The following is a 14,480-nucleotide window of genomic DNA, read 5'->3' on the forward strand; positions in this document are numbered from 1 at the left end:
ATGGACATCGCGACCCTGCGGGACGCCAGACCCGCCGACCTCTACGACGCCGCCACCGCCTACGACAAGCTGGCGGAGAACTTCGGCCGGCACGCCGGAACCTGGAAGGACGGCGTCGACACCCGCGTCAAGAACTCGCAGTGGACGGGCAGCGCCGCCGACCAGGCCGAGACCAGCCTGTCCCAGACCACCGCCAAGCTGTCCGCCGCGCAGATCGAACTCGGCATGATCGGCCCCGTCCTGCGCGACGGCGCCGAGGCCTTCCTGCTCGCCCAGTCCAAGCTGCTGGACGCGTTGGAGGAGGCCAAGGCGGGCGGCTACACCGTCACCGAGGACGGCGGGGTCTCCTGGCCGCCGGTCAGCGCCGGCGAGCGGCACGACCCGGACTTCGAGAACCCGTCCGTCAAGGGCCACCAGATCTCCGACCGGATCAACAACGCGCTCTCCGAGGCCGCGCACGCCGACGAGGTGATCGCCCAGCGCCTGCGGCACTACACCGACAACGCCAAGAACGGCACCGGGCTCGACCTCGGCACCGCCACCACCGAGCTCACCAGCAAGATGATGAACGTCTTCGGCGGCGAGGAGGACCTCCTCGCCAAGGGCATGCCCGCCGCGAACGCCTCGCCCACCGAGGTCAACTCCTGGTGGAACGGCCTCACCGCGGACGAGCAGCAGCGCCTGGTCAAGGACCACCCCGACCTGATCGGCAACCGCGACGGGATCCCGGCGGAGGCCAGGAACACCGCCAACCGGGCCGTCCTGCCGGGCCTGATCAAGGACCTGGAGAACAAGCCCAACCGCACCGAGGACGAGCAGACCAAGCTGGACGGCTTCAAGAAGATCCAGGGCCGGCTCGCCGAGGAGGACGGCAAGGGCAACCCGCCGGTCTTCCTGATGGCCATCGGCACCGAGGGCCAGGGGCGGGCCGCCATCTCCTTCGGCAACCCGGACACCGCCGACGACGTGGTCGCCTACGTGCCCGGTCTGGGCACCAAGGTCGGCGACGTCGGCGGCAAGGACGGCAACCGCGCCAAGGACCTCTGGACCGAGGCCCAGAAGGCCGACCCGTCCCGCAGCACCGCCTCCATCACCTGGCTCGGCTACGACGCCCCGCAGCTCAAGGGCGCCGAGCAGGAGACCCTGGCGGTGGCCGGCACCCAGCGGGCCGAACAGGGCGGCGCCGGCTACCAGCAGTTCCTGCAGGGCCTGCGGAGCACCCACGAGGGCACCCCCGCCCACGTCACCGCCCTCGGCCACAGCTACGGCTCGCTGACGGTCGGCCAGGCCGCGCAGCGCCCGGGCGGCATCCCCGCCGACGACATCATCCTGGTCGGCAGCCCGGGCACCGGCGCCCAGAAGGCGGACCAGCTCGGCGTGGGCTCCCAGCACGTCTGGGTGGGCTCCGCCGAGCACGACCCGGTCACCCACCTGCCGAGCCACTCGGAGACCAACGGCATGCTCGGCGGCGCCGGCATCGGCCTGGTCACCGGTGGCATCCCCGGCGCCGTGGTCGGCGGTTTCATCGGCGACCAGGTCGGCAAGTCCGGTGACCCGCACGAACTCTGGTTCGGCCAGGACCCGGCGAGCAGCGAGTTCGGCGGCCGCCGGTTCGACGTGGCGGACGGCGAGTGGCAGCACTCGCACTCCGACTACTGGAACCAGGACTCCGGCGGCAGCGGGGGCAACTCGCTGCGCAACCTCGGCAGCATCGTCTCCGGCCACGGCGACCGCGTGAACCTCCAGGAACCCCGATGAACCACCGTGCACTTCGCGCCGTAGCCGCGCTCGCCGTCACCGCCCTGCTGGTCGGCGGCTGCTCCTCGGCCGGTGCGGACCCAGAGAAGAAGAGGACCCCGAGCATGGACGCCTCCGCGGCCCGGACCAAGATCGACGCCCTGCTGGACGGCACCACCAAGGCCATCGTCCCGGCCGTCCAGTTCAGCGACGACGCCTACACCAGCAGCGAGAACACCGAAGGGATGAACGACCGCCCGGACGGCACCACGCACCTGTCCAAGAACCGCTACGTGATGACCAAGGTCGCGCAGGCCAAGTACGGCGCCCTGCTCGGCCTGGTCGAGCGGTACTGGAAGTCCCAGGGCTACACCATCACCAGCGTCAACTCGGACGACAGGATGCCGGCCATCGACGCCCAGGCCGGGGACGGCGTGGGCGTGCACATCCAGATCGGGTTCCCCGGCAACGTGACCCTGTCGGCCGGCGTCGGCGCGGTCGAGGACCCGCAGACCCGCTACCCGTTCGGCCCCGGCACCCCGCTGCCCACCGACGCCAAGGGCAACCAGGACCTGATGCCCAAGGTGGACGACCCGTTCTGGTCGCACTGACCGCGGGCCCGTCCGGTACGGCCGCCGCGTGCGGCCGGACCGGACGGGACCCCGCCGCCGCCCCCGTCGCCTCGCGCGGCGGGGGCGGCGGCGTCCCGTACCGGTGCCCGTGGCCGCGGTCCGCCGGGTGCCCGGGGTCAGCGGGCGTACTTCGCGGCGGCGGCCGGGGTGACCGGGGTGAAGAAGTTGACGAGGTTGCCGTCGGGGTCGCGCAGGAGCAGCGACCGGTTGCCCCAGGGCATCGTGGTGGGGGCGGTGACGAAGTCGGTGACGAACCCGGCGAGGTTCCCGTACACCTCGTCCACGTCGTCGACCAGGAACTCGAGGATCACGCTGTGGTTCTCCGCCGGGCGGGCGGAGCCCGGCGCGAAGAGCGGGACGGTACGGGTGCCGGCGACTGCCAGCGTGGCGCCGGGCGTCCGGAGCTCGGCGAAGTCCTCGGTGGCCCAGGACGCCGGGACGCCGGTGGCCTTCTCGTAGAACGTGACGAGCCGGGTGACGTCAGCGGTGATGACGCGGATCGAGACGAAGTCCATGGTTGTTCTCCCAGGTCGGCGGAGTCGCTGTCCTGGGCAGGCTAGGACGGATAGGGGACAGCTTCGGTCCGGTATTGCCGTTAGGCTCGAAACATGTCTCGACCTACCGGGCGTGTGCTGACCCTGCTGGAGCTGCTGCAGTCGGGCGGGGTCCGGACGGTGGCCGAACTCGCCGTCCGGCTCGGGGTCGACGGGCGGACCGTCCGGCGCTACGTGGGCCAGTTGCTGGAGCTCGACGTGCCGGTGGAGACCGTCCGGGGCCGCTACGGCGGGTACCGGATCGGCCCCGGGTACCGGTTGCCGCCGCTCATGCTCAGCGACGACGAGGCGCTCGCCGTGCTGCTCGGCCTGGCCGCCGGCCGCCGGGCCGGGCTGGTGACGGCGGCGGACACCGCGAGCGGGACGGCGGCGGCGAAGATCCGGCGGGTGCTGCCCGGACGGCTGGCCCGCAGGCTGGACACCGTCCTGGAGTCGCTCGCCTTCACCACGCCGCCGGGGGCGTCCGCCGAGCCGGACGCCGAGGTCCTGCTCACCCTCGCCGACGCGGTGCGCCACCGGCGGCCGGTCACGATCCGGTACACCGACCGGGTCGGAGCGCGCAGTGAGCGCGTGCTGCACGCGTACGGGATCGTCGCCCACGAGGGCCGCTGGTACGTCACCGGGCGTGACCCGGGGATCGGCCGGGACGGGACCGGTCAGGTCACGACAGGTGCAGCGGGGACGGGGGCGGCCGGGACGGGTGAGGCCGGGAGCGACGAGGTCGGGAGCGACGAGGCCGGGACGGGGGCGGACCGGACCTTCCGGTTGGACCGCATCGCGGGTGCCAGGCTGCTGCCCGGCTCGTTCGAGGTCCCCGCCGGGCTCGATCCGGCCCGGCGCGTGCTGACGGGCTTCGCCACGGCCGCGTACCGGCACGAGGTGACCCTGCGGATCCACGGGACGGTCGGTCAGATCCGCGCCCGGCTCCCGGCCGCCGTCGCGACCCTGGACGAGCCGGCGCCGCCTGCGGCGGGAGCCGATCCCGCGGCCGAGGTGTGGCGGCGGGTCGACCTGCGGGTGGAGGAGCTCGACCGGCTGCCGGCGGTACTGGCCTCGCTCGACCGGCCGTTCGTGATCGAGCGCCCCGACGAACTGCGCGACCTCGTCACGGCGTTCGCCGACCGCCTCAGGGACTGCGCCCGCCAGGTCTGACGGCGGCGGCCCGATGCGCGAGGCGGTCCGCCGGCCCGGCGTTCTCTCCGGTCCGGCGATCGCTTCGCCCGGCGCCTCCCGTCGGCGTGGGGTGCTCAGCCCGCCGGCCGCACCGAACCCGTCCAGAGGGCGGCGGAGGCGTAGAAGCACTGTGCCTGGCGGTCGCGCAGCACCAACCACCCTGCCGCGCTCGGGTAGTGGAAGCTCGTGGAGGCGTCCGTCGGGAGTCCCGAGAGGTCGAGCCCGTCCTGCTCCTCGCGGGCCGTGCACAGGCGGCCGGCGGCGGCCGACGTGGCCACGTCGCCCGGGTGGGTGGCGCCGCCGGGGATGGTGACCACGGCGTAGACCTGCGTCCGGTGCGGCTGGTCGCAGGGCACGACGGTGACCTTGTCCGGCTCCTCCGCGAGCACGCCCAGGTCCTCCGTGATGCAGTCCCCCTGTCGCAGGTACCACGGGCCGGCCCTGCCGGCCGACGCCGGCCGGCCGTCGGCCGCGCGTGCGGGGCCGGACCTCAGGTCCTGGGCGGCCAGGGCGAGCAGCAGGACCACGGCGACGGTCACCAGCAGCCAGCCCGCGGAGAACACCAGCCCGGCCACCGCCAGGCCGAGCCCGCGCTGGGGCCGGCGCTTGCGGCGGCGCACCGCGGCGACGGCGAACCCGGCCGAGACCACCGGCAGCGGGAAGAGGAATCCGAGCAGGCCCAGCACGAACGACGTGATGGCGAACCCGCTCCAGCTCCGGGCGGCCGGACCGCCCGGCAGCCCCGGCGGCGGCCACCCGTTCGGCTCGCCGGGCGGGCGGCCGTGGGCGCCGTGGGCGTGGGCGGGTGCGGCGAACGGGTCGGCGGGCGCGGGTCCGGCGGCCGGTGGGGCGAACGGGTCGGTGGGAGCCGGTCCGGCGGCCGCCGGGGCGGAGGCGTCGGTGGGTGCGGGCCCGGCCGGTGGTGCCGCGAAGGGGTCTGTCGGTGGTGCCGGGAGGGGGTCTGCCGGCGGAGCGGCGAAGGGATCGGCCGGCGGCCTCCCGCCCGGTGCGGTGGCGGAGGGCTCTTCGGTGGTGTCCGGCACGGTGGCGATTCCCGGGGCTGGGGGCGGCTGCGGCCGTCGGCGGACCGCCGGGCGAATATAGCCGATCATCTGACCGGTGATCGACCGGGTTTCAGCCGCCGGCTCCGCACCGGCCTCCCGCCCGCACCACGGCGGCGAGCGCCGTCCTGACGGCCCGGCCCGGACGGGGGCCGGGCCGGGCCGTCAGCGGGCTCACCAGATGGGCGCCGGCACCGTGGTGATGCCCAGGGTGCTCTGCATCGGCAGCAGACCGGCCTCGATCACGCCCAGGAAGAACGGCACCATCAGTTCCATGAACCGCTCGGTGCGCTCGGTGCCCAGGACCTCCCAGGGGCCGGCCGCCAACTGGTCGGTGAGCCGCTCGACCTCGTTGCGGCCGGCCCGGCCGGCGTCGGTGGCCAGGCCCTCGGCGTCCAGCCAGCCGCGCGTCGCGAGCCGGTCCCGGGCGGCGGACCACTCGTCGTCCGTCCAGCCGCGGCCGCCGAAGTTCGCCGCCGGGGCGGCGCCGACCGCGGCGAAGGAGACCAGCGATTCGCACGGGTCCAGTCCGGCGGTCAGCAGGGCGGCCAGATGCCCGTCGCCGCGGTGCTCCCGCAGCACGGTGAGGGCCTGCCAGAGCGCCAGGTGGGGCTCGTCCGGCCAGGGCAGGGCGGCGTTGGCGGCCGCGAGCGGCCGTCCGGCGGTCCCGGCGGCCTCCGCCGCCAGCCGGGCCAGGCCCACCAGTTCGGCGAACTCCGCGGTCGCCAACCGGTCGCCGAACAGGCCCTGGTAGATGCCGTCCACCGCGCGCAGCCGGGCCGCCAGCACCTTCGCCGGGTCTGCCACCGCCCAGGCCCCGGGGACGTGCCTGGCCACCGTCGCGGGGCTGAAGCTGTAACAGACGGCGGTGGCCAGCTCGGCGCTCGCGGCGCCCAGCGGGGCCGTCCGCCAGGCGAAGTAGCTCGGCCAGCGCTCACCGAGTTCGTAGCCGAGGGCGCCGGCCTCGGCGGCGGCCTCCGGTGCGAAGTAGAGCACCGCGTGCATGGGTTCCAGGTGGTGCCAGGCACGGCGCGGCAGCGCACGGTCGAGCGGCATGGGCGGTCCTCCGGGAGCGGTGATCGGGTCGGTAGCCGATCGAACACCACCCGGTGGCGCAGTGTCCACCCACGACGGAACCGGTGGCCGGGCTTCCGCTCAGGGCCGCGCATCCCCGCCGACAGTCGCTGCCCGGACGAGACTTGACGAAGCGTCCGCGCACTGCCGGACCGGCCGGCCCTCCGGCGCTGCCCACCGGCGCTCCCCACGGCCGGCGCCGGCGTCAGCCGTCACGCCGGTCGGCAGGTCGGTCGGCACCTGAGCCGTCACTGCCGTCGGCCCGCCCGGCGCCGTCCGGGGCGCCACCGCTCCCGGGCGCCACGCCGGCTGCCGGCCGCCCCGGCCGGAGCCGGGCGACGAGGTGTTCGGCCACCAGCAGGTTGAGCAGCCAGGCTCCCCAGGCGCCGCTCCCGTACGCCTGGCCGAACGGGACCCCGACGGCGGAGAAGCCCGAGATCCACAGCCGGAAGGTGACCCCGGTGAAGATCAGCGCGTAGGACCTGATCATCCAGATCTGGTGGCGCGCCACCGCGCCGCGCCGGATCGAGACGAACGCCGCCACCGTCGCCACCAGGAGCAGCACGGCCAGCGCGGCGAACCCGAGCGGTGCGATCGGGCCGAACAGCCCCTTCGGCACCAGCAGCAGGCCGCCCGCGGCCGTCGCCAGCGCGGCGGCCAGGTAGACCCGGCCGATCAGCCGGTGCACGGCCGGTCCGCGGGTCCGCAGGCGCTGCGGGAACTGCCAGGGCCCGAGGACCAACGCCACCACGCCACCGCCGACATGGAGCATCAGCGGGGCCAGGTTGGCGAGGTAGGTGACCCGCTGCTCCGGCAGGAAGGAGTCGGGGTCGAGCGTGAAGTAGCGGGCGGAGACCAGGCCGATCGCGGTCGCCGAGGCGGTGACCGCGATCCACCCGGCCCGGCGCAGCCCGCCGGCCGGCGGCGGGCCGTGGCGGCGGGGACCGGGCGGGGCATCGGCGGGGGCGGGGGAGTTCAGGGCGGGCTTCATGCCGGGGACGCTACGGAGCCGGCCGGTCCGCCGGCGTCCCCCGGCCGGGGCCCGGTCCCGTACCGGTGGCGGGGTACGCGCCGTCCGCCTACCCCGGTGGGGGCACGGCTGTCGTACCCCTGGGGGGCGATGTGCGGTGCACCCCGCACCGCTAAGGTCCGGAGCGGTCACCGCTGTCGCGGTGCGCACGACCCACCGGAGCCGCGATGAGCCTGCCGACGTCGAACCCGCCCCTGCCCGTACCCCTCGCGCCGACCCGGGCCCCGGCCCGTACGGCGGCGCCGGCCCCGGCCCGGCCCCCGGCCAGGTCCGGGCTGCCGTGCGCAGGGTCATGACGGCCGCGCCCGCGCCCGCGCCGATGCCCGCGCCCACCACCGTGCCTGAGCCCACCTCGGCGCCCGCGCCCACCATCGTGCCTGAGCCCACCTCGGCGCCCGCGCCCACTCCTGCGGCCGTGTCCCGGCCCGCGCGGGGCCCGGTGCCCGCCGTCCGGCGACGCCCGGCCGCGCTGCGGCTCGCCCGGCCGCGCGCCGCCGTCGTGGACGGCGCGGCCGCCGTCGCGTTCCTGGCCGCGATGACCGCCGAACGCCTGGGCTCGGCGGGGGAGATCCGCGTCGGGCCGGTGCCGGCGCTCGCCCTCAGCGTGCTGCTCGCCGGCGCGCTCGCCCTGCGGCGCAGGGCGCCGCTGGCCGGGTACCTGGCGGGCACCGCGGCGCTGTCGGCGGAGGCCCTGTTCGTCCTGCCCAGCCCCGTCACGCCGTACGCGAACCTGGTCGGACTGTACTCGCTCGGCCTGTACGCGACCCGGGGCCGGGCCCTGCTGGGGCCGGTGGTCGTCCTGCCCGGCATGGCCGCGTACTTCGCCGGGCTGGCCCACACCTACCCGGCCGTGCCGGCCGGGGTCCTCTTCCTCTGGCTGCTGGCCTGGGCGGTCGGCTACGCCACGGCCCGGCGCCAGGAGGAGCGGGAGCGGGCCCGGCTGCTGCTCCGCCGCCGGGTGGTGCTCGACGAACGGGCCAGGATCGCAAGGGAGTTGCATGACCTGGTGGGTCACACGCTGAACGTGATGCTGGTCCAGGCCGGTGCGGCCCGCCGGGTCCTCGCCCGGGATCCGGAGCAGACCCGCGAATTGCTGACGGGCCTGGAGCACACCGGCCGGGAGGCACTCGACGAACTGGACCGGGTGCTCGGCCTGCTCCGCCGGCAGGGCCCGGTGCCGGACATCGGCTCCGGTCCCGGCCCCGGCGCGGGCGTTGCTCCCGTCCCGGCTCCCGTGCCCGTCCCGGCTCCCGGGGCGGGACCGCAGCCCGGACTCGCCGACCTGCCCCGGCTGGTCGGGCGGACGGAGCAGGCCGGACTGCGGGTCACCGTCCGGCTCGACCCCGCCACCCGCGAACTGCCGCGCACCGTGGACCGCTCCGCGTACCGGATCGTCCAGGAGGCCCTCACCAACACCGTCAAGCACGCCCGGACGGGCACCGGCACCGGCAGCAGCAACGGCACCGTCGACGTGACCGTGACCGTCGCGGTACGGACCGAGGCCCGGGTGCTCGATCTCCTGGTGTCCGACAGCGGCTGCGGCGTCCCCGCCGGGTACACGCCCGGCCGGGGGCTGCTGGGCATCGCCGAACGCGTCGCGATGTTCGGCGGCACCCTGGAGCACGGGGGAGGTGACGGGGGCGGGTTCCGGCTGCGGGTGACGCTTCCGCTCGGATGACCGTCCGGGTGGTGGTCGCGGACGACGACGCCCTGTTGCGGGCCGGGGTCGCCCTGGTGCTCGGCACCGAGGACGGCATCGAGGTGGTCGGGGAGGCGGCCGACGGCCTGCTGGCGGTCGAGCTGTGCCGGACCCTCGCGCCGGACGTCGTCCTGATGGACGTCCGGATGCCCGGCATCGACGGCATCGAGGCGACCCGGCGGATCGTCGCCGCCGGCCTGGCCACCCGGGTGCTGGTCCTGACGACGTTCCACCACGACGACTACGTCTGGGGCGCGTTGCGGGCCGGCGCCGGCGGGTTCCTGCTCAAGCGGGCCTCGCCCGAGCGGCTGATCGACGCCGTCCGGACCCTCGCGGACGGCCACGCCCTGCTGGACCCGGCCGTCACCCGTGACCTGGTCGGCCACCTGGTCGCCTGCGGCCCCGCCCGGCCGGGGCCCGTCGCCCCGGACCCGCGGCTCGGCCGGCTGACCACGCGGGAGCGGCAGGTCCTGCAGCTGGCCGCCGAGGGCCACTCGAACGCGGAGATCGCCGTTCTGCTCGTCGTCGCCGAGTCCACCGTGAAGACGCACATGAAGCGGGTCCTGGCGAAGACGGACGCCCGCGACCGCGCCCAGGCCGTCGCCATCGCCTACCGCGGCGGCCTGATGGCCGGCCCGGACGGCGAGGACCGGACGGGCCTCGGGCGGGTGTGACGGTGAACTCCCGGTGGCGCTGTCGGTGGCTGCTGCTATCTGTGACAGCGTGACCAACGACGACAAGGGCGCCGCCCCGGAGCGGTTCAACATCGTGCTCGGGGCCGAGAACGGCCCTTACGCGTGTCCGTGCTGCGGCTACCTGACCCTGGAGACCCGCGGTGCGAACGAGACCTGCCTCGTCTGCTACTGGGAGGACGACGGGCAGGACGAGCATGATCAGGACGAGGTCCGCGGCGGTCCGAACGGGATGCTGAGCCTGACCGAGGCGCAGCGCAACCACGCGACGATCGGCGCCTGCGCACCCCGGTGGGTCAGGTACGTGCGCGCGCCCTTCCCCGAGGAACGGAAGTACAAGGACCCGGAGTACCGGTGGTTCTAGGGGCGGCGGGCCGATCGGATCCGCCGGGACCGGCCGCCCGGTCCCGGGAGGTGCCACCGGCACCCCGCCACGACGCGGGGCGAGTGCTCGCCGCCGGCCGGGCATCCGCCCGCGCTCAGGGCGCCCCTCCGAGGCTCCCGAGCAGGGCGGTTCCGTACCCAGGGCCGGTCACGGGCACCCGGCGCCCCGCCGTCGGTCAGTCCGCGAGTGCGGCGTCCACGGCGGCGCGGGCGTGCAGGCTGGTGGTGGCGAACACCGGGACGGGGCTGTGCTCGGGGCCGATCAGCAGCTCGATCTCGGTGCAGCCCAGCACGATGCCCTCGGCGCCCGCCGCGACCAGGTCGGCGATCACGGCCCGGTAGGCGTCCCGGGACTCCTCCCGGACGATGCCCAGGCACAGTTCCTGGTAGATGACCCGGTGCACCTCGGCCCGGCCGGCGGGATCGGGGACGATCACCTCCAGGCCGTGGCCGGCGAGCCGGTCCCGGTAGAAGTCCTGCTCCATCGTGAAGGCGGTGCCCAGCAGCCCGACCTTGCCCAGGCCGGCGGCGAGCACCGCCGCCGCCGTGGTGTCCGCCAGGTGCAGCAACGGCACGGAGACGGCCGCAGCGACCTGGCCCGCCACCTTGTGCATGGTGTTGGTGCAGATCAGCAGCAGATCGGCGCCGGCCGCCTCCAGCGACCTGGCGGCCTCGGCGAGCACCTCACCCGCCCGTTCCCACCGACCGGCGCTCTGGAGCGCCTCGATCTCGGCGAAGTCCACGGAGTGGAGCACGCACTTGGCCGAGTGCAGCCCGCCGAGGCGCTCCCGCGTCAGGACGTTCAGCAGACGGTAGTACTCCGCGGTCGATTCCCAGCTCATCCCGCCCAGCAACCCGATGGTCTTCATCGGGCCACCTTGGCACAGGCCGGGCCGCTCCCGACGGGTGGGCTTCCCATCGCGGACCGGGCCGCCGGCAGCGGGGCACACGGCCCGGCTGTCCCGCCGCCGCCGGACGCACGGCCCGGCTGTCCCGACGCTGCCGGGGCACACGGCCCGGCTACCCCGCCGCCGGGCTCCGCAGCGCCCGGAGGGACCAGTCCAACACCGGGGCCAGGCTCTCCGGGGCCGGCCAGCCGTTGACCACGGCGAGCAGCCGCAGGTACCGCTCCCAGCGGGGGTCCTGCACGGTCTCCAGTTGTTCCAGCAGGTGCCGCCGGACCTCTTCGCCGACGGGCCGGCCGAGCGTGGCCGCGCACTCGGCCAGCAGCGCCGCGACGACCGGTCCGGCCTCGGCCGAGGCCGGACCGATGCCCGCCGCCAGTGCCGGGCCGGCCAGGTCGCGGACGGCCGCCACCAGGTCGCGGCGCGGGCCGGGGCGGTACCCTTCGGCGGCCGGTCGCAGGTACCGCTCGGCCAGCCGTCGGACGGCGGCGCGGAAATCCGCGTCCTGGCAGAGTTCCGCCAGCTCGATCCACGCCTCGACCTGCTCGGCCGTGGGGTTCTCCGGCAGCTCGGGCGTCAGCGAGCGGGCGATCCCGGCGAACCGGGGGTCGGCGTGCAGGCCGCCGAAGACGGCGTCGAGGAAGTCGCCGGCCAGGCGCCGGCGTTCGTCCTCGCCGAGTGTGGCGAATCGGTGCATGAGGTCCATCTCCTCCGGGGTGGAGCCGCGCCTGGCCACCGCCGTCAGCACCGCGTGCCGTCGGCGCAGCAGCCGGATCTGCGCCGCCAGGGCCTCGGCCTGCGCCGCGGCGACCTCGGCGAGCGGGAGCTCCTGGTCGACGACCCGTCGGATCGTCGGGAGGTCCAGGCCGAGGCCGCGCAGCGTCTGTACGAGTTCCAGCCGGGCGACGGCTTCGGTGCCGTACCGGCGGTAGCCGGCCGGGCTGCGGTCGGTGGGCGGCACGATCCCGCAATCGGCGTAGAACCGGATGGCCTTGACCGTCAGTCCGGTCCGCCGGGCCAGATCACCGATCGAGTGGAGCGTGTCCCCGTCCATGGCCTCACCTTCGCGTCTCCCCCTACGGGAGACTCAAGCCCATGCCTGGCCCGGTGGGCAAACCCGATGCCCCGGGGAACCGGTCCGGCGGCCCCCGGGCCGGTCTCAGCGGACGAGGCGTTGCACCTCGGCGTAGCTCGGTACCGGGGTGTCCGGGCCGCCGGCCGGGCGGCCCGCCCGGACGGCGACGGCCGCGGCGGTGGCGGCCCCGAGGGCCAGCCGGTAGAGCAGGGAGCCGAGGCTGACCCGGGCGACCCCGAGGTCGGCGAGCTGCGGGAAGGCCGGGCCGGTGGGGGAGAGGAGGACGTTCAGCGGGATGCCGAGGTGGCGGACGAGGCCCGCGATGCCGTCGGGGTCGGACAGCCCGGGGACGAACACCCCGTCGGCGCCGGCCTGCTGGTAGGCGTCGAGCCGGCCGGTCGTCTCCGGCTCGTGGCCGCCGAGCCAGTGCGTGTCGGTGCGGGCGTTGACGAAGAGCCCGGGGGCGGCCGCCTTGACGGCGGTGATCTTCGCCGCGTGCAGGGCGACGGGGGCCAGCGAGCCGTCCGCCCGGCCGTCCTCCAGGTTGATGCCGGCCACCCCGGCGGCGGCCAGCTCGGCGGCCAACTCGGCCACCTCGGACGGGTCGTCGCTGAATCCGGCCTCCACGTCGACGGAGACGAGGAACGGCTCCCGGCCCAGCCGCCGGGCCAGCCGCAGGGTCTCCTCCCGGGTGGCGGCGGTGCCGTCCGGGAGGCCCGCGGCCGCGGCGACGCCGAGGCTGGTGGTGCCGATCGCGGCGAATCCCTGCCCGGCGAGCATCGCCGCCGAGGCGTGGTCCCAGGCGTTGGGGAGCAGCAAGGGGGAGCCGGGCCGGTGGAGTGCGGCGAAGCTGGTCATGACGTCCTTCCCTCGGTGGGGTCGGTGGGGTCGGTGGGGTCGGGGGGGTCGGGGGAGTCGGTGGGGTTGTGCGCACAGTGCGGGAGGAGCGGTGTGCCGGGCCCGGGGGAGTGGGTGTCGCTCGTCGTGGCCTCGCCCTCCAGGACACCGGCGGCCAGGGCGAGGGCGTGCCGGCGGCCCGGGCAGAGCCGGGGCGGTGCGCCGAAGGTCAATGCGTCCGGGCCGCCCGGTCCTTCGCCGACGGGCCGTGCCGGCCGGCCCGTCGGCGCGGCCGGACCCGGGCCGTCGAGCCGGGCGCCGGTGCCGTACCGGCCGGGGTCGAAGCGGTCCGGGTCGGCGAAGACCTCGTGGTCCCGGTTGGCCGCGGCGATGTCCAGCACCACCAGGTCACCCGCGGCGATGTGCACACCGGCCACCCGGGTGGCCCGGACGGCGATCCGGCGCATCGTCCGGACGGGCGGGTCGTGGCGCAGTGTCTCGGCCAGCAGGGCCTCGACGGAGTGCCGGCGGGCGTCGCCGCCGGCGGCCCGGCGGGCGTGCTCGACGAGCCCTGCGGTGGCGTCGCAGGCCTGGACGAGGAGCCCGATCCGGTTGGCGGCGGCCTCCAGCAGGGCCTCGTCCCGTGCCCCGTCCCGTGCCCCGTCCCGTGCCCCGTCCGGTTCGGGTCCGGCGGTCGTGGTCGCAGGACGCCCGCCGAGAGGCCGTCCGTCCGGCATCCCGTCCGGCGCTCCGTTCAGCGCTTTGTCCTGCAGCCCCTGCAGCCCCTGCAGCCCCTGCGGTTCCTGCGGCGCCGCGACGGCCGGCCCGGTGGGTCCTTGGGCGGGCGACACGGCCGCCGGGCCGGGCAGAAGGTGCGACATCAGCCAGGCGACCGCCGTGTCCGCCGCCGTCGGAGCGTCGGGGGCGGCACCGGAGTCGGGGCCGCCGAACCAGGCGCCCGCCACCACGGTGACCGCCCGGGCGACCGTCTCGGGCTCCGCGATCCCCAGTGCGGCGGCGAGGGTGGCCACCACCCGGTGCCGGGTGTCGCTCCCGGTGCCGGCCGCGGCGGCCAGGCGCAGGGCCGCCGGGTCGAGACGCGCGCAGTCCGCCTCGACCAGGGCCCGGCGACGGGCGTGCGTGTCGCCCGCACTGAACCGGGCGGCGGTGGCGCGCAGCCAGGCCATCGCTCCGGCCGTGGGACGGGCCCCGGCCCCGGCCGGGTGACCCGCCACGCCTGCCGAGGTGCCCGCGCTGCCGGTGCTGCCCGCGCTGCCCGCCGCGCTCGCGCCGGGTGGGCTCCAGATGGACGGGCGCCATTGGGACGGCTCGGCGGGCAGCGGGACCAGCCCTGGGTCGGCGAGCGCCGACCCGATGTCGGCGTACCGGGTGAACTCGTGGGCTGCGGTGGTCATGCGCCCCACCCTAGGAGCGGCTCGCTTCGGCCGGCGCCGAACCGTCCGGGAGCGCGAGGTCGGCGGCAGGGCGGAGAAGCAGGCCCGAACTCCCGGAGTTCCCCCGGTCGCGGCGGCCCTCCCGCTACATTTGACGGACGGCCAGGGCCGTACGGCGTTCCGGGCCGCCACCCCGGGGCGGGGCAGGGACGGCGGCGCTGTGCCGGGCGTCG

General features: G+C 75.9%; 14 protein-coding genes. 6 read left to right on the forward strand and 8 right to left on the reverse strand.

All coding sequences use genetic code 11. The annotated features are described in order from the left end of the window. On the forward strand, positions 1-1,758 hold the full coding sequence (locus IE329_RS01810; RefSeq protein ID WP_190208937.1) for an alpha/beta hydrolase: 1,758 nt from the start codon (positions 1-3) through the stop codon (positions 1,756-1,758). Then, positions 1,755-2,348 carry a hypothetical protein gene (locus tag IE329_RS01815; RefSeq protein ID WP_190208938.1) on the forward strand — a complete coding sequence of 198 codons (594 nt, stop codon included), beginning with the start codon at positions 1,755-1,757 and terminating at the stop codon, positions 2,346-2,348. Before IE329_RS01810 ends, IE329_RS01815 begins: the two co-directional genes overlap by 4 nt. Before the next feature lie 137 nt (positions 2,349-2,485). Here the strand turns inward: IE329_RS01815 and IE329_RS01820 are convergent, their stop codons facing one another. Continuing rightward, complete coding sequence (locus IE329_RS01820) at positions 2,486-2,884, reverse strand: VOC family protein (RefSeq protein ID WP_190208939.1); 399 nt, start codon at positions 2,882-2,884, stop codon at positions 2,486-2,488. Positions 2,885-2,977: 93 nt separating this feature from the next. Here IE329_RS01820 and IE329_RS01825 point away from each other — a divergent pair, with 93 nt between their 5' ends. Beyond that, positions 2,978-4,075 (forward strand): helix-turn-helix transcriptional regulator, encoded by a 1,098-nt coding sequence (locus tag IE329_RS01825; protein ID WP_190208940.1) that lies wholly within the window; start codon positions 2,978-2,980, stop codon positions 4,073-4,075. 95 nt (positions 4,076-4,170) lie between these two features. Here IE329_RS01825 and IE329_RS41385 read toward each other — a convergent pair whose 3' ends face one another. The 3 genes from IE329_RS41385 to IE329_RS01840 all read right to left on the reverse strand — a co-directional run bounded on the left by IE329_RS41385 (position 4,171) and on the right by IE329_RS01840 (position 7,222). Continuing rightward, entirely contained in the window at positions 4,171-5,139 is a 969-nt protein-coding gene (locus IE329_RS41385; RefSeq protein WP_190208941.1) for a DUF4190 domain-containing protein, read from the reverse strand. A gap of 192 nt (positions 5,140-5,331) precedes the next feature. Continuing rightward, positions 5,332-6,213 (reverse strand): SCO6745 family protein, encoded by an 882-nt coding sequence (locus IE329_RS01835; RefSeq protein WP_190208942.1) that lies wholly within the window; start codon positions 6,211-6,213, stop codon positions 5,332-5,334. A gap of 223 nt (positions 6,214-6,436) precedes the next feature. Next, a complete protein-coding gene (locus IE329_RS01840; RefSeq protein ID WP_190208943.1) occupies positions 6,437-7,222 on the reverse strand; it encodes a DUF2306 domain-containing protein in 786 nt (261 codons plus the stop codon). 331 nt (positions 7,223-7,553) lie between these two features. On the opposite strand from IE329_RS01840, the gene IE329_RS01845 reads away from it, so the two are divergent. The 3 genes from IE329_RS01845 to IE329_RS01855 are packed head-to-tail and all read left to right on the forward strand — an operon-like array spanning position 7,554 to position 10,016. Beyond that, a complete protein-coding gene (locus tag IE329_RS01845; RefSeq protein WP_190208944.1) occupies positions 7,554-8,939 on the forward strand; it encodes a sensor histidine kinase in 1,386 nt (461 codons plus the stop codon). Continuing rightward, positions 8,936-9,634: a response regulator gene (locus IE329_RS01850; RefSeq protein WP_190208945.1), complete on the forward strand. Its 699-nt coding sequence runs from the start codon at positions 8,936-8,938 to the stop codon at positions 9,632-9,634. Before IE329_RS01845 ends, IE329_RS01850 begins: the two co-directional genes overlap by 4 nt. Before the next feature lie 49 nt (positions 9,635-9,683). Next, positions 9,684-10,016: a CPCC family cysteine-rich protein gene (locus IE329_RS01855; protein WP_229927087.1), complete on the forward strand. Its 333-nt coding sequence runs from the start codon at positions 9,684-9,686 to the stop codon at positions 10,014-10,016. Positions 10,017-10,212: 196 nt separating this feature from the next. On the opposite strand, the gene IE329_RS01860 is transcribed toward IE329_RS01855, so the two are convergent. From IE329_RS01860 to IE329_RS01875, 4 genes are all read right to left on the reverse strand, one after another. After that, entirely contained in the window at positions 10,213-10,905 is a 693-nt protein-coding gene (locus IE329_RS01860) for an aspartate/glutamate racemase family protein (RefSeq protein WP_190208946.1), read from the reverse strand. A gap of 151 nt (positions 10,906-11,056) precedes the next feature. Further along, complete coding sequence (locus tag IE329_RS01865) at positions 11,057-11,995, reverse strand: MerR family transcriptional regulator (protein ID WP_190208947.1); 939 nt, start codon at positions 11,993-11,995, stop codon at positions 11,057-11,059. A 105-nt stretch (positions 11,996-12,100) separates the two neighbouring features. Further along, positions 12,101-12,874 carry an isocitrate lyase/PEP mutase family protein gene (locus IE329_RS01870; RefSeq protein ID WP_190208948.1) on the reverse strand — a complete coding sequence of 258 codons (774 nt, stop codon included), beginning with the start codon at positions 12,872-12,874 and terminating at the stop codon, positions 12,101-12,103. Continuing rightward, positions 12,871-14,268 carry a cytochrome P450 gene (locus IE329_RS01875; RefSeq protein WP_190208949.1) on the reverse strand — a complete coding sequence of 466 codons (1,398 nt, stop codon included), beginning with the start codon at positions 14,266-14,268 and terminating at the stop codon, positions 12,871-12,873. The genes IE329_RS01870 and IE329_RS01875 overlap by 4 nt, the downstream gene beginning before the upstream one ends. Positions 14,269-14,480: the final 212 nt, after the last annotated feature.

Origin of the sequence: Kitasatospora indigofera (assembly GCF_014655955.1) — a bacterium.
Taxonomy (GTDB): domain Bacteria; phylum Actinomycetota; class Actinomycetes; order Streptomycetales; family Streptomycetaceae; genus Kitasatospora; species Kitasatospora indigofera.

Coding starts and splice junctions, on each gene's coding strand:
- IE329_RS01810 (WP_190208937.1), top strand. CDS start 1: ATGGACATCGCGACCCTGCGGGACGCCAGACCCGCCGACCTCTACGAC.
- IE329_RS01815 (WP_190208938.1), top strand. CDS start 1,755: ATGAACCACCGTGCACTTCGCGCCGTAGCCGCGCTCGCCGTCACCGCC.
- IE329_RS01820 (WP_190208939.1), bottom strand. CDS start 2,884: ATGGACTTCGTCTCGATCCGCGTCATCACCGCTGACGTCACCCGGCTC.
- IE329_RS01825 (WP_190208940.1), top strand. CDS start 2,978: ATGTCTCGACCTACCGGGCGTGTGCTGACCCTGCTGGAGCTGCTGCAG.
- IE329_RS01835 (WP_190208942.1), bottom strand. CDS start 6,213: ATGCCGCTCGACCGTGCGCTGCCGCGCCGTGCCTGGCACCACCTGGAA.
- IE329_RS01840 (WP_190208943.1), bottom strand. CDS start 7,222: ATGAAGCCCGCCCTGAACTCCCCCGCCCCCGCCGATGCCCCGCCCGGT.
- IE329_RS01845 (WP_190208944.1), top strand. CDS start 7,554: ATGACGGCCGCGCCCGCGCCCGCGCCGATGCCCGCGCCCACCACCGTG.
- IE329_RS01850 (WP_190208945.1), top strand. CDS start 8,936: ATGACCGTCCGGGTGGTGGTCGCGGACGACGACGCCCTGTTGCGGGCC.
- IE329_RS01860 (WP_190208946.1), bottom strand. CDS start 10,905: ATGAAGACCATCGGGTTGCTGGGCGGGATGAGCTGGGAATCGACCGCG.
- IE329_RS01865 (WP_190208947.1), bottom strand. CDS start 11,995: ATGGACGGGGACACGCTCCACTCGATCGGTGATCTGGCCCGGCGGACC.
- IE329_RS01870 (WP_190208948.1), bottom strand. CDS start 12,874: ATGACCAGCTTCGCCGCACTCCACCGGCCCGGCTCCCCCTTGCTGCTC.
- IE329_RS01875 (WP_190208949.1), bottom strand. CDS start 14,268: ATGACCACCGCAGCCCACGAGTTCACCCGGTACGCCGACATCGGGTCG.